Raw genomic sequence first — 20428 nt, 5'->3', positions numbered from 1 at the left:
TCAGGGCAGTTCGGCCCCGCCCATGCGCGCCGCGATCACGCCCGAGCGGCTCATGATGTAGCCCGAGCGTGGTTGCTGCTCGAAGCGCTTGGGTGCCGGCAGCATCACGGCCAGTCGGGCGGCCTGCATGGCACTCAGTTGAGAGGCCTCGACCTGGAAGTAGTGGCGTGACGCGGCCTGGGCACCAAACACGCCTTCGCCCCATTCCACGTTGTTCAGGTAGACGCCCAGGATGCGCTCCTTGCCCAGGATGCCTTCGAGCATGAAGGTGATGACGAACTCCTCACCCTTGCGCAGGAAGTTGCGTTCGCTGCTGAGAAACAGGTTCTTGGCCAGTTGCTGGGTGATGGTGGAGCCGCCGATGATCTTGGGCGCAGCCGTGGTGGCAGCAGTGGGTGGTGGGGGCACGGCGCGGCCCCTGGCTTTGGCGCGTGCCACGGCGCGCTCATACCGCTCCTGCGCTTGTTGGCGGATCTTCTCGACCTTGGCCTGGGCCTGGCTGTTCTTCTTCCAGGCGTTTTTCAAGGCATCCCATTCCACGCCGCAGTGATCGACGAAGTTGCCGTCTTCCGAGGCAATCACGGCGCGCTTGAGGTTGTCGGAGATGGCGCCGTAGTCACGCCATGACTGGCTCCACGTGATGCGGCCTTGTTCGCGCAGCAGGCGCGACATCTCGCTGCGCTGGAAGGTGGTGGATTGCGGGTCCACGAAGCGCATCAGCGCGATGCGGGCGGCAAAGTAGAGCTGCAGGCTCAGGCCGCTGAGGATCAACAGGACGACGATTCGCCAGACTGCACGCATCGGTGGGCTCTTGCTGATGGGGTTGCGGGGTTCAGTGAGGCTGGGCGGCGTCGACCAGGGCGCGCATGTGGGCCAGCACCGGGGCGGTGTCAGGGCGCACGCCGCGCCACAGGGTGAAGCTCTCGGCAGCCTGTTCGACCAGCATGCCCAGGCCATCGCGAGGCACCGCGCCATGGCTGCGAGCCCAGTCGAGGAAGGCATGTGCAGCCGGGCCGTACATCATGTCCAGCGCCAGCGTGCCGGGCTTCAGCACCTCGGGCCCGACGGGCACACCGCTGCCGGCCAGGCTGGCTGCCGTGCCATTGATGAACACATCGAAGGCGGTGCCCGGGTCTTGCAAGCCCCGGGCGCTGAGTGCCACGCCGTGCTGGGCGGCCCATGCGGCGTGGCGGTCCACGATGGCCTGGGCCTTTTCCACGGTGCGGTTGGCCATCACGATCTCGGTGGGGCGCGCTTCGATCAGCGGGCCCAGCACGCCCGCGCTGGCGCCTCCTGCGCCCAGCAGCAGCACCCGCTTGCCTGCAAGCGCCACACCTGCGTTGACGGTGATGTCACGCACCAGGCCCACGCCATCGGTGTTGTCGGCCACCCAGCCGCCCGCGCTGTCGGCATCGAAGCGCAGGGTGTTGGCGGCTTGTGCCAGTTCGGCGCGAGGCGTTCGCTGGCTGGCGAGTTCGAATGCTTCGAACTTGAAGGGCACGGTGACGTTGCAGCCCTTGGCGCCACCGGCCGCGAAGGCCTTGATGTGGGCCTTGAAGTCATCAAGCGGGCACAGCAGGCGGCCGTAGTCCACGGCCTGCCCGGTCTGCTGGGCGAACTGGGCGTGGATCAAGGGCGAGCGGCTGTGTTCAACCGGGTTGCCGGCCACGGCGTAGCGGTCTGCGGTGGTCATGTCTGATTGGTTCAGGGGGCGGCAGGGGCCGGGGCAATCTGACCCGGCGCGGGCGCCTGGGTGATGGCCTGCATGCCTTCATCACGGGTGAAGCGGAAGCGCGAAGAGATCAGCAGCAGGTCCTTGCCGGCGATCACTTCAGGCGGAATGCGCCCGTAAGGGCCACCTTGCTTGACGATCTCGGCGGCACGCTTGTCCAGCGTCTTGTTGCCCGAGCTGATGGTGATCTCGGTGTCACGCACCTTGCCGTTGCGGTCCAGCGTCACGATCATGAACATCTCGCCATACAGCTTCTTGCCGTTGTGCGAGGGAAAGTGATCGGTGCCCATGCGCTCCACCAGGGTGCGGAACTGGCTGTAGTACATCGCATCGGCCGCCTTCATGGTGGCCGGGCTGATGATGCGTTTCTTGGGGCGTTCGTTTTCTTCGCGGATGCGCTTTTCGATCTCGGCCAGCAGCTTGGTCAGCTGGCGGCGGCGCTCGTCATCGGCGCGCGATTGCGCGGTCTCTGCCTTGGCCCGAGGTTGCGGCGGGGGCAGGGCCGACAGCTCGTTCTTGACCTGCGTGAGCAGTTGCTGCTGCTCCTGCTGCATCTGCTCGATCATGCGAGCGGTCTGCTCCAGGGCGTCGCCCACTTCGGCTTCGGGCGAGGGCGGCAGGGGCGAGGTGGCACGGCCGGTGTCTTCGCCGCCGCCGGCCAGGTTCTGCTGAGCCAGGGCCTGGGCCTTGTCGGGTGGCGTTTCGCTGCCGGCGTTCACGAGGATCACCTCCAGAGGGGTGTCCTTGAAGGTGCGGTTGAAGCCTTCCGGATCAATGAAGCGGAAGCTGAACAGGCCGATGTGCAGCAGCGCCGAGATCCCCAGACAGATCTGGAGGAGGCTCAGGCTTTTCCACAGGGATCGAAGGCGCTGCAGCATTCGCGTTCAGGCTTGGAGGCGGTCGGGCTTCGGGGCCAGGCCGTCAGGCAGCCGGGGCGTCGCCCGCTGAGGGCTCCGCATCGGTCACGTCGATGGCCAGGGTCAATGGACCTGCATTGTCCAGCACCTCATCGTCTTCACCACCTTCGGTGTCACCCTGATCGGAGGGTGTGGCTTCGTCGAGACGCGCCACCACGCTGGCGTGCACGTCCAGGGTCAGCTCGTCGACACCGGTGATGCGCACGCGCACCTTGGCATGGCGTGGCAGGTTGTCCGCACCGATGGCCTTGAAGACCAGGGGCAGGGTGTCGGCGCGCACCAGGCCGTTGACCATGACGGCGCAATCGAGCTCGCTCAGGCCTTGCTGGCCCAGGTACTTGATCGTCCAGTAACGCTCCATGCTGGACTGGAAGCCGTTGTAGGCGCTGTAGGCCGTGTCGAAGTTCGAGATGATGGCAAACAGCTCCGCGTCCTTCGGCTTGAAGGGCGCGGCCAGGGCGGCGGTGCGGCCGTTCCTGGCGCAGGCCACGATCTGCCACTGGTTGACCAGGTCCACATAGCGGCGCAGGGGCGAGGTGGCCCAGGTGTACTGCGCCACACCCATGCCGGCGTGCGGTGCTGGCTTCGTGCTCATGCGCACCTTGATGCCCGGTTGCAGGCTGGCCTGGCTGCGGTAGATGCCGGGCACGCCCAGTTCGGCCAGCCAGCCACCCCAGGTGCTGTTGGCCAGGATCATGGCTTCGGCCACGATCAGGTCCAGCGCCGAGCCACGGGCACGGGTGCCGATCACCACCTGCTCTTGCCCGGTCGGCTCGATGCCGTCGCTCATGGTGTTCTCGCCATTGGCGCCGATGAGCTTGAAGCTGTAGTCCGGGCGGTTGAAGGTCTCGGGCTTGCCGCGCACGATTTCGCGCTGGGCTTTCAGGTGCCTGGCCAGGCGGAAGGCGAAGGCCAGTTCTGGCGCAAAGGCGTAGTCCGCCGGAGCCTCGCCGCTGAGCGTGGCATCGGTGATGATGCCGTCGAGCTTGTCGTGGCGCAGGTTGGCCACGATGGGCACCCGCTCCAGTTTGGTCTCGCTGCCGGTCACGGCCAGCGTGGCTTCGTCAAAGGTGACGTACAGCGACACGGCAGGGCAGTCACGGCCTTCGATCAGTGTGTAGGTCTGCACGACGTCATCGGGCAGCATGGTGATCTTGTGGCCCGGCATGTAGACGGTCGACATGCGGGCGCGGCCCAGCGCATCCACGGGCGAGCCCGGTGCAATGGCCAGGCTGGGCGCGGCGATGTGGATGCCGTAGGTCACGCTGCCACTGCCCAGGCCTTGCACCGACAGGGCATCGTCGATCTCGGTGGTCATCGAGTCGTCGATCGAGAAGGCCTTCACAGCGGCCAGGGGCAGTTCGTCCTTGATCGGGGGCGCCTCCACGGCAGGGAAGCCCGAGCCCTTGGGGAAGTGCTCGAACAGGAAGCGCTTGTAGTGGAACTGGTAGGGGCTGTCGATGGCGCCTGCATCCTTCAGCAGGTCCAGCGGGGCGCGTTGCGCTGTCTTGGCGGCCTCGACCACGGCCTTGTATTCAGGGCCATTCTTGTCGGGCTTGAAGAGGATCTTGTAGAGCTGATCCTTGATGGGCTGCGGGCACTGGCCGGCAGCCAGATCCTGCGCCCATTGTGCGATCTGCAAGGCTTGCTGCTTCTTGCGCTCGATGGCCACCAGGGCCTGCTTGAGGATGTCCTCGGGCGCCTTGCGGAAACGGCCCTTGCCTCGGCGGTGGAAGTAGTGCGGCGTGTCGAACAGGCGCATCAGCATGGCAGCCTGCTGCACGGGGTCGGCATTGGCGCTGAAGTATTCCTTGGCCAGGTCCTCGAAACTGAACTCGTCTTCCGGGGCGACTTCCCAGATCAGGTCCACATCGATGTCAGCCGCCTGGGCCGCACCCTGCGCCAGGACCTCGGACGGTGAGGGCTTGGCGAACTTGATCAGCACGTTGGCGGCTTTCACCTTCACGCGCTTGCCCGAATCGAGCTCGATCTGCATCGAACTGTCGGCTTCGGACATCACACGGCCGGCCTGGAATTTACCGGCGTCGTCAAAAAGGGCAAACATCGAATGGGGGTCTTTTCTGGTGTCAGACCGTGATTGTCCCATTTTGTCGCTGGGGCATGCGCAAGAGGGCTGACAGGGCTTCGGGGATGCGGCATCGTGCACCCCATGGACTGGCCTCGTCTGATCGACACCCCTCGCCTGCAATTGCGTGACATGCGCGCGGGCGATGCCCAGGACGTGTTCGACCGCTACGCCAGCGACCCGGCTGTCTTGCGCTTTCTGGGATGGACCCGCCACGAGACGGTGGAGGACACGCGCCAGCGCATCAGCTTCGACATCTACCGATGGCTGAAGGGCAGCGCCTGGGTCTGGGGGCTGACGATGAAAGCGGCTCATCCGCAAGCCGGGCGGGTGTTTGGTCAGATCGAACTGGTGCCCATGAGCTTTCCGTCCGATGAGGCCCATCACTTGCGCCTGGGTTACCTGATGGCCCCGAGCCATTGGGGGCAGGGTTTGATGGCCGAGGCCGCGCATGCCGTGCTGGATGCCGCTTTTGCGCAGCCTCGTGTCTGGCGGGTGGACGCCTTGTGCGACGTGGACAACCAAGCCTCCGCTGCCATGCTGGCGCGCATCGGGCTGGCAAGGGAAGGCTGCATGCGCCGAGGTGTCGTGCATCCCAACGTGTCGGATGAGCCGCGTGATGCCTGGGTGTATGCCGTGTCGCGTGACGATTGGCGCTCCGGTCATGCAGGGAACAATTCAGGGCTTGCCTGACTTGACCTTCGGGCGGCGTTCTGCCGACAATGCCGCTCGCATAAATCCATAAATTCTCAGAGAGGACACGCGATGAACAATCGCTTACAGGTGCGCCATCTTGGCGCGGCCTTGCTGTGCCTTGGCGCGCACACGCTGGGGCTGGCTGCCAACACCTATTACGTCAGCAGCAGCACGGGCAACGACGACACCAACTCGGGCACCGAAGCCCAGCCCTGGAAGTCGCTGGACAAGGTCAACACCAAGGTTGCATTGAGCGCCGGTGACCGTGTCCTGTTCAAGTCTGGCGACACCTGGGAGGGCACGCTGACCATCCAGGATGGCGTCACCTATTCCCGCTACCCGGAGACGGGCAGCACCTTGGCGGCGCCACTCATCAGTGCGTCGACCAATATTGGCCAGCTGGCCTGGTCGCGCTACCGCGGGCAGATCTTCGTGGCCAATGCCCGGTCGCTGGTGCCGGCCGAACAGGACAACGAAGGCCGCACCTTCCCTGCCGCGGTCGATCAGCTGTTCTACAAAGGGGTGAGGCTGCAAAGGGCGCGCTATCCGAACCTGGGCCTGCCGGTATCGACGCCGGGTGCAGGTGAGTTCGGGCTGGGGCAAAACCGTTTCCTGCATCTCAATGCCAACCTGCCAGGTGAATGCAGCACAGGCTGTCTGGGCATCGATGCGCGCACGTCCTTTGTGAAGGACCCGGCCGAAGTGCTGGATTTCAACGGCGCGGTCGCCTTCGTGAAAACGCATGACTACGAGCTCAAGCGCTTCAACGTCACCTCTGCGGACGGCTCGGCTGCCAAGGCCGTGTTCACGTGGGATCCGCTCAAGGGCGGCGAAGCCTCGGGGCTCAATCCGGGCCGGGGCTACTGGCTGGAAAACAAGCGGTGGATGCTGGATACGCCGGGTGAGTGGGTGTATGAAGCATCCAGCGGCCTGCTGTACGTGTGGTTGCCCGACAGTGCCGATCTGAGCGCCAACACCCCCAGGGACTTGCGTGTCTCGGTTCGTGTGTATGCCGCGCGCGCTGACGGCGTGGCCAACGTGAAGGTGCAAGGCCTGGCGTTCGCCGAGTCTCGCAGCGATGCCGTGGCCATCAACCGCGCCAACCCCGGCGCCTTGCCTGCCACGCCCAACATCGTGTTGAGCAACTTGCTGGTGTCTCGCGCCGGCGATGCGGGCATCAGCATCAAGAACGCGACAGCGGGCCTGGGCGAAGTCACCGATTCCATCGTGAGTGACAACCAGGCTGGCGGCATCTATTTGATCGGCGACTCCACCAAGCGCATCCATGTTCGTCGCAACATCGTTCGCCGCACAGGTGTGGGTGCCTACGCCTTTGCGGCGATCTGGATGGGCGAAGAGGCCGAGGCCGTGGACAACGTGGTGGACGGTGCCAGCTACCTGGGCATCACCGGCACCCTGCGAGACACGCTCAAGCGCAACAGCGTGGTCAATGCCTGCCTGGAGTTTGACGATTGCGGGGCCATCTACCTGCGCGGCAAGGACTACAAGTCCAGCGTGCCGGCTGGCGCCAATACCCATGACATCCTGGCCACGGTAACGGGCAATCACGTGGTGGGCGCCACGACCAACCTGGCCCCGGATCGCCGTGATGGCGTGGTCGGTGGCGAGGGCGCGGTCAAAGGCATCTACCTGGATGACAAGGCGGGGCGTGTCACGGTGGACAGCAACTTCGTCAGCGGATTCGACTATGGTGTCATGCTCCATCTGGGGCGCTCCAACACCATCTCGAACAACCTGGTGTTCGGCGCTGCGCGCAGCCAGGTCTGGATGCAGGAAGACAACCCCGACGGGCAGACGCCTTTGTCTTGTGCAGACATTCTCGTGAGCGGCGAGGCCTGCAATGCCACCAATTACCTGATGCTCAACCGGTTCACCGGCAACGTGATGGCTTCCGCGCAAAGCCGCCCCAGCCTCTTGCGCCACACCACCGATTACGATGGCACGGCCGATTTCGCCAGCTATGGCAACAACAAGTACGCCGTGCTGGGCGATGCCTCGCTGTTCTTCCAGAACGAGGTCAAGGGTGTGCAGACGCGCCAGTCTTTCCAGAGCTGGCAGCAAGCCGGTCAGGATGCGGGCTCGTCTTACTTGCGATCGGTCAAGCTGCCGCCTGTGGCGTTCAACAACTACAGTGCCTTGAGCAAGCTGGTGTCCTGTCCGGTCACGGATGCGCTGGCCTGCAAGCAGTACCGTAACGTGAAGACGAGCAACCCGGTGGTCTTCCCCTTGCGTTTGCCTGCATGGGGTGCGGTCATTCTGGCGCCGATGTGATCGGGGTGTCAGGCAGGCCCAGCCATTCAAGCAGGCTTGCCTGATGCACGGCGAAGTCGCTCACGGCATGGTCGCTGCCTTCCAGCAGGTGCAACTGTGCACCCTGGTAGCGGGCGGCCATCTCCGGCCAGCTCAACACCTCGTCACCCTTGGCAATCAGGGCCCAGTAGCGCTCGGGCCGTGTGATCGGGTAGGGCGCGATGGCCTTGAATTGCTCGATGAACTCGGGGCGGAAGAAAAAGTGATCGTCCGGGTTGTGGAAGGAAGTCTGTTCGCCGATGTAGCGCGCCAGATCGCGGGCAGGTTCGACCGCCGGATTGATCACGGCGCACCGACAGCCGCGTTGCTCGGCCAGCACGGTGGCGTAGAAGCCACCCAGCGAAGACCCGATCACGACCATGTCGCTCGTCGGCCATGAAGCTGTGAGCTGCTGGATCAGGGCCCAGGCATCGGCTGGCGAAGGGGGCAACTGGGGGCAGCACCAGACGAGCTCGGCACCCTGGCGCTTGAGTTGCGCCAGGTGGCCAGCGAGCATTTGAGCCTTGAACGACTGGGGCGAGGAGCGAAAGCCGTGCAGATAGAGGATGTGCGTTGATGCGGGCATGCGAAACAGCATAGCGCCTGCCATTTTCAAAAAAGGGAAATCATGAAAATACGTTTGTCAGCCCTCGGGCTTCGTGCGGTGCCGTTGGCGGCGCTGTGGATGGCGCTTTCCGCTCATGCGGCCAGCTATTACGTGTCCACCAGTGGCGACAACGCCGGGCTCGGGACCGAGCAGCAACCCTGGCGCACGCTGGACAAAGTCAACGGCAAGACTTTCAACAGTGGGGACGTGGTGTACCTGCGTGCCGGTGATGTATTTGAAGGCACCTTGCGCTTGCAATCGGGCGTCAAGTACAGCAGCTTTCCCGTCGGGGCGGGCACGGCCGTCAAGCCAGTGATCCGCGGATCGGTCCATGTGGGCGGGCTGAACTGGACGCCAGAAGGTGGCAACGTGTGGGTGGCCGATGCGTCCAGCGTGTTGGTGGACGACAAGGATGCTTACGGGAACGTCTTGCCCGCCGGGATCTCGCAGCTGTATCTCAATGGCGAGCGTCTGGCACGTGCGCGCTTCCCTTACGCTGGTGGCGGGGTGTTCAAGCTGGGCGCCAACCGGTACTTGCGCGCCGTGCCGCTATCCCCGAACACGGATGCCTACAGCCAGACCCTGGATGCGACCCAGTCGCAGTCACTGGACGACGGTACGGCGCCGACCCTGGCGGCCTTGCTGGCGGACAAGGATTTGCAGGGCGCGCAAGCCTTCGTCAAGAACAATGACTGGTTCATGGGGCGCTACAAGATCAGCACCTCCTTGACCAGCGCCTCCACGACGCTGGTCCTGGAAGATGACGGGCCAGAAAGTGCCGCTTGCGTGGCCGACCGGTTCTCCGGCGCGTGCTACACATCCAATCGATACAGTGCGCGTGCGCTGGACTGGCCTGGTGTGCGCAACCAGGGCATCAGCAAGAACTACGGCTTCTGGCTGGAGGGCAAGCGCTGGATGCTGCACAACCCGGGTGAATGGGTCTATGAGCCGGCGACGCGCAAGTTGTACATCATGATGGCCGCAGGGGCCTCGCCCGTGGGGGCCAAGCTGACCGCCAGCGTGCGCCTGCATGCCATCACGGGCTATCAGATCACCTCGGTCGACATCGATAACATCGAAGTGCGCGAGACACGCAGCGATGCCATCATGATCGATGGCGCGCGTCAACTGGCATCCTTGAGCATTGCCAGTGTTCGTGCGTATCAGGCCGGTCGCAAGGGCATCAACATCATGGCGACCCAGCCATCGTCGACGCCCGTTGGCAGCATCACCAACACCATCGTCGAGGGCAGCATCAACGAGGGCATTGACCTCAGTGGCGATCGTCGCTGGGCAGATACCCGAAGCAACCAGATCAGTGTGACCAACAGTGTGGTGCGTGGCGCCGGCATGTCCTACTACGCGCGGGGCGCCTTGTTGCTGGGCCACCGTGGTGATGCACTGAACAACACCATCGAGAACTCGGGCTACATCGGCCTGCATGGCGGCAAGATCAACACGATCAGCGGCAACGTGGTGCGCAACAGTTGCATGGCCTTTGATGATTGCGGCGCCATCTACATCAGTGGCTCTTACTACAACATCAAGGATGAGGAACCTTCGACCACGGATGGTCCTTATGCCGTGCGGGCCTCGATCACCGGCAACACGGTCATCGGCAACCTGGCCAGTGACAACAGGCTGGATGGCTCCTTCTATGGCAATGGATTGGGCGATGGCGCGCGCCATGCCAACGACGGCGGCATCTACCTGGATGACTACGCCAGCGGTGTGGATGCGGCGACGCCCAACGTCGTCAGCGGCAACTATGTGGAGGGTGTGAATCACGCCTTCACGGTTCACCACGGCAGCTTCAACCTCTTCGAGAGGAACGAGGTGAGCGCATGCCGCAAGGCCATGTTCATGCAGGAGAACCTGGACACTGCCAACGTCCTGATGCAGGGCAACACGGTGCGTGACAACGTGTTTGCCACCTCGTCATCGGATGCCTTGGTCAAGCTGGACAGTACCGCCGGACAGGCAGGGCGCACCGCCAATCTGGCCACGTTCTCGAACAACCGCTATGCCAGCTACCGCGCGACGGTGTTTGCCGAGGAAGACAACGGGCTGAAGGGTGTCAGCCCCTACAAGACGTTTGCGCAGTGGCAAGCCAGCGGCCGAGATACCGCGGCATCTGGCGGTTTGTTGCGGGCGACTGGCTTCGGCATCAGGCCGGCCAGTGGTGCCACGCAGATGTTGCCCAACGGCGTGTTCTCCAGCAGTACCGGGGGCAATGGCTGGTACTCCGACAAGAACACGTATGTGGAAGGGCCGGCGCCCGGCGGTAATGCGCTGTCCATCTATCCCGCGCGTGACTATCTGGGGAAAGCTGCCAGCTGTCCGGTCACCGAGGTGGGCTGGTGCAACTTCTTTGTGTCGCCAGGGATCAGGATGACCATCGAGAAGGGTCAGTCTTACTGGCTGACATTTGACGCCAAGGTGGATGTGGCCGATGCGACCAGGCTCAAGGATGTGACGCCTGCACCGCTTGCCCGTATGGAGTTGCGCTTTGCTCAGATCGACGGTCCCTGGCAGGATCTCACGCCGCCCGCGGTGTTGGTGTTGAGCAAGCGCTGGCAGAGCTTCAGTCGCCTGATCAAGGTGCCGGGTGCCGTCACCGATGTGCCCAATACCTTGTCCGGCGCGACCTTGGCCACGAACTTCTTCATGGACCCGGTCTACGTGAACAAGCCGGCCTACCTGGCCGCAGGCGGCTTCAAGGTGAGCGTGGCCAACTTCTCTCTCACCAAGGCGGAACTGGTGCAGGCTGATGCGGGGCCCAAGGGCATGGTCAACACGAGCGACGTGGCGGCCAGCAAAGCCTGTCCCAATGCGAACGCCGCCTTGTGCAACTCATATGTGGACCTGAGAACCGGGGCTGCCGTGAGTTTCCCCCTGAGCCTGCCTGCGCACTCTTCCAAGGTTCTGGTGACGACCCATCCGCTGTGGGTCGACAAGGATCGTGATGGCATCCCCGGTGACACCGCCATCACCTACCCGAGTCGTCTGGATGTCTGCACGTCCACAGGTGATGGCCTGTCGGTCAAGGAAAACGGTTGCGCCCTCAATTGACCTGCATTAAGTGGTCATGCCTCGTCGCCCCTCATGCTGCTTGAGGGGCGTAAACTGCCTCTTTTGATGGAGGTAGGCCATGCTGGTCAAACTGCGAAGTGCGGCAACGGGTGATCTGTTGTTGACGGGGGATCTGGCCAAGGCGCTGGCAAAGGTGCTCGACAAGCGCTTTGATGCGCCGGGCATCCTGGAGCCTCAGAGCATGCCGGTGGCGTTGGAAGTGCTGAAGGCCTTGCCCGACGAGAGCCCGACGGCGGGCGCCAGTGCAGATGGGGGCGGTGATGCCGCCCCGCGCGAGGAGCCGGCGTCGGTGTCCTTTCAGGACGAAGCCGTCAGCTTGCGCAAACGCGCCTGGCCCTTGATCAAGATGATCGAAGAGGCTCTGGCCGCAGACAAACCCATCGTCTGGGGTGTGTGAATCGGGTGGGGAGTTGTGCGCCGCAGCAATCCTGAGGCATCATCTTTCCCATGCCAGATCAAGTCACCCGCCTGCTCGTCATTCGCCACGGCGAAACACCGTGGAACACCGAAGCCCGCATCCAGGGCCACATCGACATCCCCCTGAATGAGAAGGGGCGCTGGCAGGCCGAGCGCGTGGCGCAGGCCCTGGCCGATGAAGCGTTGCACGCCATCTACAGCAGCGATCTGCAACGTGCCCGGCATACTGCCGAAGCCATTGCCGAGGTGGTCGGCCTGCCTTTGAGCCTGGATCAAAGCCTGCGTGAGCGCCATTTCGGGCGTTTCGAGGGCATGACGCAGGAAGAGGTGGCTGCGCAATGGCCTGAAGAGGCGCGCAGGTGGCGCGAGCGCGATCCGGCCTACGGCCCGGAAGGCGGCGAAACACTGGAGGCCTTTTACGAGCGCTGCATCGAGGCCATCACGCGGCTGGCACGTCAGCACCCCGGGCAGAACATCGCCCTGGTGGCACACGGCGGTGTGCTCGATTGTTTCTACCGCGCCGCCAATGGCCTGGAGCTGGATCTGCCGCGCAGCTGGAAGATCACCAATGCCAGCGTCAACCGCCTGATCTTCAATGGCGAAGGCTTCAGCCTGGTGGGGTGGGCCGACAACCGCCATCTGGAAGAAGATGAGGCTGCCAGCCTGGACGAACGTAGCGATGGCGCCGTCAGCGCAGCCCGCTGAGGAACACGTCGAGGCCGGCATCGGCGGCGGCCACCAGGTCGTACCTTGACTGATCCAGCATCCAGTTGTGGATCAGGCCGTTGACGAGCGCCATATAGGTCACGGCCAGCACATGCAGGTTCAGATCAGGTCGGATGTGGCCCAGCGCCTGCGCTCTGCGGAACGTGGCCTCGACGTGGCTCTGGCAGGAGCCGTGCACGTTCAGGTGCCGCTCGCGGATGCCTGACAGCTCGTCGATGTACTCGACTTTCAGCGTGGCGATGTCAAAGACCCGTTGTGTTCGCGGGTCATGCGCGATGCGCTGCATCACGTCCATCATGGAGGCCTTGAGTTCAACCAGGGGCTGGGCTTCGCGTTCCGTGTCGATGGATTTGAGCGTGTCTTCCATCGGCAGCGTGGTGCGCGACATCATGGCGTTGAACAATTCAGTCTTGTCTTCGAAGTGCCAGTAAACCGCGCCGCGCGTCACGCCGGCGGCCTTGGCGATGTCCTGCAGGGACGTTCTGGACACGCCACGCTCGGCAAACAGGCGCTCTGCCGCGTCCAGCAGGCTCTCGCGTGTCTGTTGTGCATCTTCTTTGGTTCGGCGCATGACGAGTTGTGAAAAACCGTGAATTCCCGGGGGGATTCTCGCAGATTCGGGTGCATACATACAAGCATGTATGTATACTCCGCAACTATATTGTTGACCAGGCAAGTATTTGAAGAGGTGCCCCATGGCGAGTCGTGAACTGACGGTTGAACAAGAAGAAAATGACGCGATCTCCGAGGTGCGAGCGCCTCTGCTGAAGAAGGACAAGCTGTGGCACTGGACGGCCAACGCCGTGGGCGTACTGGCCCTGTGCGCCGTGGCGGCCTCCTTTCTGACCGGTTGCGGGCAGAAGGACCAGGCGGCTGGCGCGGGCGCTGGCGCGGCCAAGCCTGGTGGGGGCATGCCGCCCGCCCAAGTGGGCGTGGTGACGGTGCAGACCCAGAGCGTGCCGGTGATGGCCGAACTGCCCGGTCGTCTGGAAGCCTTGCGCATCGCGCAGGTCCGTGCCCGTGTGGCCGGCATCCTGCAGCAGCGCCTGTTCACGGAAGGCGCGGACGTGAAGGCCGGTCAGCCCCTGTTCCAGATCGATTCGAGCACCTACAAGGCCGCGCTGGACAGCGCGCAGGCCACCCAGGCCAAGGCCGAAGCCAATCTGGCGCAAGCCACTGCCTTGGTGGACCGTTATCAACCGCTGCAAGCCGCCAAGGCCATCAGCCCGCAGGAATTTCTGAACGCGCAGGTGGCGCAACGCCAGGCGCAGGCCGACGTGGCCTCCGCCAAGGCCGCCGTGCAGACGGCGCGCATCAACCTGGGTTACGCCTCGGTGACGGCGCCCATCTCAGGGCGCATCGGCCGTGCGCTGGTGACCGAAGGTGCCCTGGTGGGCCAGGGCGAAGCGACCCAGTTGGCGCTGATCCAGCAGGTCAACCCGCTGTATGTGAACTTCACGCAGTCGGCCAACGAGGTCATCAAGCTCAAGAAGGCGCTGGAAGCCGGCACCATCAAGAAGGCTGGCAATCAGGCTGCGGCCGTGCGTGTGGTGCTGGATGACGGTACCGAGTACCCGTTGCAAGGCAAGCTGCTGTTCTCGGATCTGAGCGTGGACCCTAGCTCCGGCCAGGTGTCCTTGCGCGCCGAGTTGCCCAACCCGCAAGGCATGCTGCTGCCCGGCATGTATGTGCGCGTGCGTCTGGAGCAGGCCGAAGTGGATGGCGGCATGTTGCTGCCGCAGCAGGCCGTGACACGCGGCAGCCAGGGTGACACCGTGATGGTGGTGGATGCCGAAGGCAAGGTCTCGCCCCGCCCGATCAAGCTGGGTGGCGCGCGTGGCAACCAGTGGATCGTGCTCGGTGGCTTGAAGTCCGGCGAGCAGGTCATGGTGGATGGCTTCCAGAAGATGATGAACCCCAAGGCGCCTGTGAAGGCTGTGCCATGGGTGCCGCAAGGCGCTGCGCCGGCATCGGCTGCTGCTTCACGCTGAGAGGAGCACCCTCATGCCACGCTTCTTCATTGACAGGCCCATCTTTGCCTGGGTGATCGCGCTGTTCATCCTCGTCTTTGGCGGGGTCGCGATCACCAAGCTGCCGATTGCGCAGTACCCCACGGTGGCGCCGCCTTCCGTGGTCATCAGTGCCACGTACCCCGGCGCTTCCGCCAAGACCCTGGACGAGAGCGTCATCAGCGTGATCGAACAGGAGCTCAACGGCTCGCCTGGTCTGGCCTACATCGAATCGGTCAGCCAGGCCAATGGCACGGGTTCGATCACCGTGACGTTCGAGACCGGCACCAACATCGACCTGGCCCAGGTGGATGTGCAAAATCGCCTCTCACGTGCCACGCCACGTCTGCCGGCTGCCGTGACGCAGCAAGGCGTGAAAGTCGACAAGTCACGCAGCAACGTGCTGATGTTCGTGATGCTGTCGTCCACCAACCCGGCGTTTGATCCGGTGGCGCTGGGCGACTATGCATCTCGCAACGTCATGCCTGAATTGCAGCGTGTGGCCGGCATTGGTCAGGTGCAGCTGTTCGGTACCGAGCGCGCCATGCGCATCTGGGTGGACCCGGCCAGGCTGGTGTCCTATGGCTTGAGCCTGTCGGACGTCAATGCGGCGATCAAGGCGCAGAACGCCCTGGTACCGGCTGGCGCACTGGGTGATCGCCCCAATCTGATCGACCAGACCATGACGGCCACGGTGGTGGTCAATGGCCAGCTGGAGAACGCCAATCAGTTTGCCAACATCGTGCTGCGCGCCAAGTCGGATGGCTCGACCGTGCGCCTCAAGGATGTGGCCCGCATCGAGCTGGGTGCGCAGACCTACGGCACCTATGCGCGCCTGAACGGCAAGCCGGCTGTCGGCATGGCCGTGCAGCTGTCGCCCACGGGTAACGCGCTGGAGTCGGCCAAGCTGGTCAAGGCCCGCATGGTCGAATTGCAGAAGTACTTCCCGCAGGGCGTGAGCTACTCCTTCCCCTACGACACCTCGGGCTTCATCCAGATCTCGATCAGCCAGGTGGTGGAGACCCTGGTCGAAGCCGTGGTGCTGGTCTTCCTGGTGATGTACCTGTTCCTGCAGAACTTCCGCTACACCCTGATCCCCACCCTGGTGGTGCCTGTGGCCTTGCTGGGTACCTTCGGCGTGATGTCGGTGGCGGGCTTCTCGATCAACGTGCTGACCATGTTCGGCATGGTGCTGGCCATCGGTATCCTGGTGGACGATGCCATCGTGGTGGTGGAAAACGTCGAGCGCCTGATGGCGCAAGAGGGCTTGTCACCTTACGAGGCCACGAAGAAGGCCATGGGCCAGATCAGTGGCGCCATCATCGGCATCACCGTGGTGCTGGTGTCGGTGTTCATCCCGATGGCCTTCTTTGCCGGCTCGGTGGGCAACATCTATCGCCAGTTCTCGCTGTCGATGGTGGCTTCGATGCTGTTCTCGGCTTTCCTGGCCTTGTCGCTGACACCTGCCTTGTGCGCCACCCTGCTCAAGCCCGTGCCTGACGATCACCATGAAAAGGGTGGTTTCTTCGGCTGGTTCAACCGCTTCTTCACCTCGACGACGCACGGCTATGAAAGCGTGGCGGGCAAGCTGGTGCGTCGCGGTGGCCGTGTGCTGATTCTGTATGTGCTGATCGTGGGCGTGGTGGGCTGGTTGTATGTGCGCATGCCATCTGCCTTCCTGCCCAATGAAGACCAGGGCAACCTGATCGTCAACGTGCAGTTGCCGCCCGGCGCCACCGCGCCGCGTACCGAAGCCGTGATCTCGCAGGTCGAGGACTACTTCATGAAGCAACCCGAGGTGCAATCGGTTGTGGGTGTGGTGGGCTTCAGCTTCTCGGGTACGGGCCAGAACGCCGCGCTGGGTTTCGTGACGCTCAAGGACTTCGATCAACGCAAGGGTGAGGCGCATTCGTCGCAGGCCTTGGCGGGCCGTGCGTTTGGTGCCTTGATGGGCATCCGCGATGCGTTTATCTTCCCGCTCAACCCGCCGCCGATCCGCGAATTGGGCAATGCAACCGGCTTCTCGCTGCGTCTGCAGGACCGCGCCGGCCTGGGGCATGACGCCCTGCTGGCCGCACGCAACCAGCTGCTGGGTATGGTGCGCGAGAGCAAGGTGGTCACGGGCGTGCGCCCGGATGGTCTGGAAGACGCGCCGCAGTTGCAACTGGACATCGATCGCGACAAGGCCTATGCCTTGGGCGTGAGCTTCGATGCGCTGAGCTCGACCTTGTCGACCGCCTTGGGTTCGGCCTACATCAACGACTTCCCCAACCAGGCACGCCTGCAGCGCGTGGTGGTGCAGGCCGATGCCCAGGCACGCATGCAGCCCGAACAGATCCTGCAGCTCAACGTGACCAACACGCAAGGGCAGAGCGTGCCGCTGTCGGCCTTTGTGCGCACACGCTGGGTGACGGGGCAGATGCAGGCCGTGCGCTACAACGGCTATCCGTCGATTCGTCTGGCGGGTGATGCGGCTGCGGGTTTCTCCACGGGGCAGGCCATCGCCGAGATGGAAGCCTTGGCGGCCAAGTTGCCAGCCGGCATCGGTATCGAGTGGACAGGGCTGTCGCGTGAAGAGCAGTTGTCTGGCTCGCAGGCCACGACGCTGCTGGTGTTCTCGCTGCTCGCCGTGTTCCTGTGCCTGGCTGCCTTGTATGAAAGCTGGTCCATCCCGTTTGCGGTGATGCTGGTGGTGCCTCTGGGCATCCTGGGCTCGCTGCTGGGTGCCAACCTGCGTGACCTGCCCAATGACGTGTTCTTCAAGGTGGGTCTGATCACCATCATCGGCTTGTCGGCCAAGAACGCCATCCTGATCATCGAGTTTGCGCGTGAGCTGCAAAGCAAGGGCATGAGCGTGCTGGACGCCACCTTGCAGGCCTGCCACCTGCGCTTCCGCCCGATCATCATGACGTCCGTGGCCTTCATCCTGGGCGTGCTGCCTCTGGTGGTGTCCAGCGGTGCAGGGTCGGCCAGCCAGCGTGCCATTGGCACCGGCGTGATGAGCGGCATGATCGCCGCCACCGTGCTGGCCGTGTTCTTCGTGCCCGTGTTCTTTGTGGTGGTGCGCCGCTTCTTCCCCGCCAAGCCGGCTCGTGTGGAAGCCGCCAGCCACTCAGTGGAGCCTTCTCATGAATAAGTCTTTGACGGCACTGCATGCCGTGGCTGCTGCGGCCCTGCTGACCTTGTCGGGCTGCTCGCTGATCCCGACCTATGAACGCCCTGCGCTGGCTGTACCTGCGCAGCTCTCGGCCGAAGACGCGAAGGCCGCAGATGCCCAGGCAGCGCGCGCGGTAGCCGATCTGCCCTGGGCGAGCTACTTCCCTGATGCGAAGCTGCAAGGCCTGATCAAGCTGGCGCTGGACCACAACCGCGACTTGCGCGTGGCCGTGCTCAACATCGATCAATTGCGCGCTGCGTACCAGGTCCAGAACGCCGATCGCTTCCCGACGCTCAATGGCAGCATCAGTGGCACGCGCCAGCCTTCATCGGCTTCGCCGTATCCGCTGACCACCACGGTGACCGGTGGCGTCACTGTGTCGGCCTTCGAGCTGGACCTGTTTGGCCGCGTCAAGGCGCTGAGCGAAGCGGCCGCCGCACAGGTGGTGGCGTCCGAAGAGGCCCGCAAGACGGTGCACATCGGCCTGGTGGCCTCGGTGGCCAATGCCTATTACGCATTGTGGGCAGATCGCTGGCAGGTGGCCTTGAGCGAGCAGACGCTGCAAACGCGTCAGGACTCGTTCAAGCTGCTGCAGCTCAAGTTCGACAACGGCGTGCTCAACGAGCTGGATCTGCGCTCGGCGCAATCGTCGGTCGAAGCCGCTCGTGTGACCCGTGCGCAAGCCCAACGCCAATGGGCGCAGGATCTCAATGCCTTGAACCTGCTGCTGGGTAGCGCGGCGCCCGCAGATCTTCTGCCGCCTGTGCCCGATGTGAAGATGCAGGTGCTGGTCAACAGCAAGAGCAGCGCCGAAGCCGCGCAAGTGGTGTCGGCCAGCCTGTGGCCTGATCTGAGCGAGCTGCCGGTGGGCTTGTCGTCCGAGGTGCTGCTGCAGCGCCCGGACATCGCGCAGGCCGAGCAGCAGCTGATCGGTGCGAACGCCAACATCGGAGCGGCCCGTGCGGCGCGCTTTCCTCGCATCAGCCTGACGGCCAGTGCCGGGGTGGTCAGCGATTCCTTGTCCGGCCTGTTTGACGATGGGCGCAATGCCTGGAGCTTCTCGCCATCCATCAGCGTGCCCATCTTTGATGCGGGCCGTACGCAGGCGGGGGTCGAGTCGGCCCAGGTCAAGCGCGACATCGCTGTGGCGCAGTACGACAAGGCCATCCAGACGGCCTTCAAGGAAGTCTCGGACGCCCTGGTGGCGCGGCGCACCTACGCCGATCAGGCTCAGGCTCAACTGGCTCAGGCGCAGGCAGAAGCGGCGCGTCTGCGCTTGTCGACCATGCGCTATGACGCCGGCGTGGCCAGCCAGCTGGATCTGCTGGATGCGCAGCGTGCGCTGTTCTCGGCTCAGCAGGCCTTGATCGCGGCGCAACTGGCCCGCCAGCAGGCCCACATCGGTGTCTACAGGGCGCTGGGTGGTGGCTGGCAGGCGGGGCAGGGCGGCAGAGTGCCGACCGAAGTCACCCCGCCGCGCAGTCAGGCTCAGTGAGTCAGGCTCAGTGAGTCAGGTGCGGCTCGCCGGCTTCTGCGGCCGTGCGAGCCGCCAGCAGGCGCTGACCCAGGCGGTTGCCCAGCTTGTTCACGTTGTTGAGCGACAGCAGGTGGGCGTGCACCCAGCCCAGCGCGCCTGACCCGAACAGCTCCTGCACGGTATCAGGGGGCAGGGCGCGCAGTTTGTTCTCGTCGACCACCTTGAAACCGTTGAGCGTGAGTTTTTCGCCCTGGATGTGGCAGTCGATCGAGCGTTCGACCAGCAGGCCCAATTCGGCCAGGCGCTGCGCAAAACGGGCGGTGCTCAGCATGTCCTGGTGGAAGGACAGCAGGAACTGTTGCAATTGCTGCAGATAGGGCGTGTCCTGGCCCTGGGCGTCAAACAGCGCTTCGCCTTGAGCCTGGTCGATGCCGTCAAAGGCTTCGTCGATGCACAGGGTCATCTGGTCGGTGCCAGGTTGCTCGGCCAGCACGAAGGGGTAGCGGCGCACGAAGGCGGGCACGTAGTGCTCGTCAGCCCAGTTGCCCGCGCCGTCAATCATCAGGTTTTCCTTGTCGCGCAGGCCCACGATGGCCACCAGAGAGTGGGTGTCGCCAGCCGGGACGAACACGCAGGGGTAGTCCAGCGCGGCCAGTGGCAGCTCGGCGGCGGCCATCAACATGGAATTGGTTTCACGGGCGAAAGCCAGGCGGCTGGGCCCCTGGTGAATGCGCAGGTTGCGGTGCTGCTCGCGGTCCAGGGGGGCCACGCGTTCGTACATCAGCAAAGTTTTCATGATCGTTCCGGGCAGTAGGCGCACCAAGGCGCATGGACACCGAGCATAGTCCGATTGGATGACAGATTGATGAGTGCTGCCCCCAGGCCGCAGCCCGGCGGGGCCGCGATAATGGGCGCCGTGAACACCTTGACCTTGCGCGACCGCTGGTCGCTATACCTTGATCTGATCCGCTGGAACCGGCCTCAGGGCTGGCTCCTGCTGCTGTGGCCTACCTTGTCCGCCTTGTGGCTGGCGGCGGGGGGCTTTCCGGGTTGGCACCTGCTGCTGGTGTTCACGCTGGGCACGATCCTGATGCGCAGCGCGGGTTGCGCGGTCAACGATGTGGCCGACAAGGATTTCGATCTGCATGTGGCGCGCACGGCGCAGCGGCCGATCACCAGCGGGCGCTTGTCCGTGAAGGAG

The 20428-nt window shown here is 64.0% G+C and carries 16 protein-coding genes; 9 read left to right on the top strand and 7 right to left on the bottom strand.

Annotated features, from left to right (window positions below):
* From VFW93_RS08700 to VFW93_RS08685, 4 genes are read right to left on the bottom strand one after another with little or no spacing between them, the layout of a single operon-like run.
* Positions 1–801 carry a transglycosylase domain-containing protein gene (locus VFW93_RS08700; RefSeq protein ID WP_329693603.1) on the bottom strand — a complete coding sequence of 267 codons (801 nt, stop codon included), beginning with the start codon at positions 799–801 and terminating at the stop codon, positions 1–3.
* A gap of 31 nt (positions 802–832) precedes the next feature.
* Positions 833–1693 (bottom strand): shikimate dehydrogenase, encoded by an 861-nt coding sequence (gene aroE, locus VFW93_RS08695; RefSeq protein WP_329693602.1) that lies wholly within the window; start codon positions 1691–1693, stop codon positions 833–835.
* An 11-nt stretch (positions 1694–1704) separates the two neighbouring features.
* Entirely contained in the window at positions 1705–2610 is a 906-nt protein-coding gene (locus VFW93_RS08690; RefSeq protein WP_329693601.1) for an energy transducer TonB, read from the bottom strand.
* Between the two features lie 43 nt (positions 2611–2653).
* Positions 2654–4714, bottom strand: coding sequence for a ribonuclease catalytic domain-containing protein (locus tag VFW93_RS08685; RefSeq protein ID WP_329693600.1), 2061 nt, complete (start codon positions 4712–4714; stop codon positions 2654–2656).
* A 105-nt stretch (positions 4715–4819) separates the two neighbouring features.
* Between VFW93_RS08685 and VFW93_RS08680 the strand changes: the two genes are divergently transcribed.
* Together VFW93_RS08680 and VFW93_RS08675 are read left to right on the top strand one after the other, a co-directional pair.
* Complete coding sequence (locus tag VFW93_RS08680) at positions 4820–5428, top strand: GNAT family protein (RefSeq protein WP_329693599.1); 609 nt, start codon at positions 4820–4822, stop codon at positions 5426–5428.
* 72 nt (positions 5429–5500) lie between these two features.
* Positions 5501–7723 (top strand): right-handed parallel beta-helix repeat-containing protein, encoded by a 2223-nt coding sequence (locus VFW93_RS08675; protein ID WP_329693598.1) that lies wholly within the window; start codon positions 5501–5503, stop codon positions 7721–7723.
* Here the strand turns inward: VFW93_RS08675 and VFW93_RS08670 are convergent.
* Positions 7704–8327 carry a YqiA/YcfP family alpha/beta fold hydrolase gene (locus tag VFW93_RS08670; protein WP_329693597.1) on the bottom strand — a complete coding sequence of 208 codons (624 nt, stop codon included), beginning with the start codon at positions 8325–8327 and terminating at the stop codon, positions 7704–7706. The two genes, VFW93_RS08675 and VFW93_RS08670, sit on opposite strands and share 20 nt — an antisense overlap.
* Before the next feature lie 42 nt (positions 8328–8369).
* Here VFW93_RS08670 and VFW93_RS08665 point away from each other — a divergent pair, with 42 nt between their 5' ends.
* From VFW93_RS08665 to VFW93_RS08655, 3 genes are all read left to right on the top strand, one after another.
* The gene (locus VFW93_RS08665; RefSeq protein WP_329693596.1) at positions 8370–11420 is read left to right on the top strand and encodes a hypothetical protein; all 3051 of its coding nucleotides are present in this window, start codon (positions 8370–8372) and stop codon (positions 11418–11420) included.
* A 79-nt stretch (positions 11421–11499) separates the two neighbouring features.
* The gene (locus tag VFW93_RS08660) at positions 11500–11838 is read left to right on the top strand and encodes a DUF1840 domain-containing protein (protein ID WP_329693595.1); all 339 of its coding nucleotides are present in this window, start codon (positions 11500–11502) and stop codon (positions 11836–11838) included.
* Between the two features lie 50 nt (positions 11839–11888).
* Positions 11889–12563, top strand: coding sequence for a histidine phosphatase family protein (locus VFW93_RS08655; RefSeq protein WP_329693594.1), 675 nt, complete (start codon positions 11889–11891; stop codon positions 12561–12563).
* Here the strand turns inward: VFW93_RS08655 and VFW93_RS08650 are convergent.
* The gene (locus VFW93_RS08650; RefSeq protein ID WP_329693593.1) at positions 12547–13155 is read right to left on the bottom strand and encodes a TetR family transcriptional regulator; all 609 of its coding nucleotides are present in this window, start codon (positions 13153–13155) and stop codon (positions 12547–12549) included. The genes VFW93_RS08655 and VFW93_RS08650 overlap by 17 nt on opposite strands.
* A 124-nt stretch (positions 13156–13279) precedes the next feature.
* On the opposite strand from VFW93_RS08650, the gene VFW93_RS08645 reads away from it, so the two are divergent.
* Genes VFW93_RS08645 through VFW93_RS08635 form a run of 3 tightly spaced genes read left to right on the top strand, consistent with a single transcriptional unit; the run spans position 13280 to position 19245 of the window.
* Positions 13280–14575 (top strand): efflux RND transporter periplasmic adaptor subunit, encoded by a 1296-nt coding sequence (locus VFW93_RS08645; protein WP_329693592.1) that lies wholly within the window; start codon positions 13280–13282, stop codon positions 14573–14575.
* Positions 14576–14588: 13 nt separating this feature from the next.
* Entirely contained in the window at positions 14589–17729 is a 3141-nt protein-coding gene (locus VFW93_RS08640; RefSeq protein WP_329693591.1) for an efflux RND transporter permease subunit, read from the top strand.
* A complete protein-coding gene (locus tag VFW93_RS08635) occupies positions 17722–19245 on the top strand; it encodes an efflux transporter outer membrane subunit (RefSeq protein ID WP_329693590.1) in 1524 nt (507 codons plus the stop codon). Before VFW93_RS08640 ends, VFW93_RS08635 begins: the two co-directional genes overlap by 8 nt.
* Positions 19246–19252: 7 nt before the next feature.
* Here VFW93_RS08635 and VFW93_RS08630 read toward each other — a convergent pair whose 3' ends face one another.
* Complete coding sequence (locus VFW93_RS08630) at positions 19253–20023, bottom strand: SapC family protein (RefSeq protein ID WP_329693589.1); 771 nt, start codon at positions 20021–20023, stop codon at positions 19253–19255.
* Between the two features lie 120 nt (positions 20024–20143).
* On the opposite strand from VFW93_RS08630, the gene VFW93_RS08625 reads away from it, so the two are divergent.
* A partial coding sequence (locus VFW93_RS08625; RefSeq protein WP_414639625.1) for a UbiA family prenyltransferase occupies positions 20144–20428 on the top strand: 285 nt, incomplete at its 3' end.

The organism is Aquabacterium sp. (assembly GCF_036279675.1).
GTDB lineage: Bacteria > Pseudomonadota > Gammaproteobacteria > Burkholderiales > Burkholderiaceae_C > Aquabacterium.
This window is presented reverse-complemented; position numbering and strand designations above follow the sequence as displayed.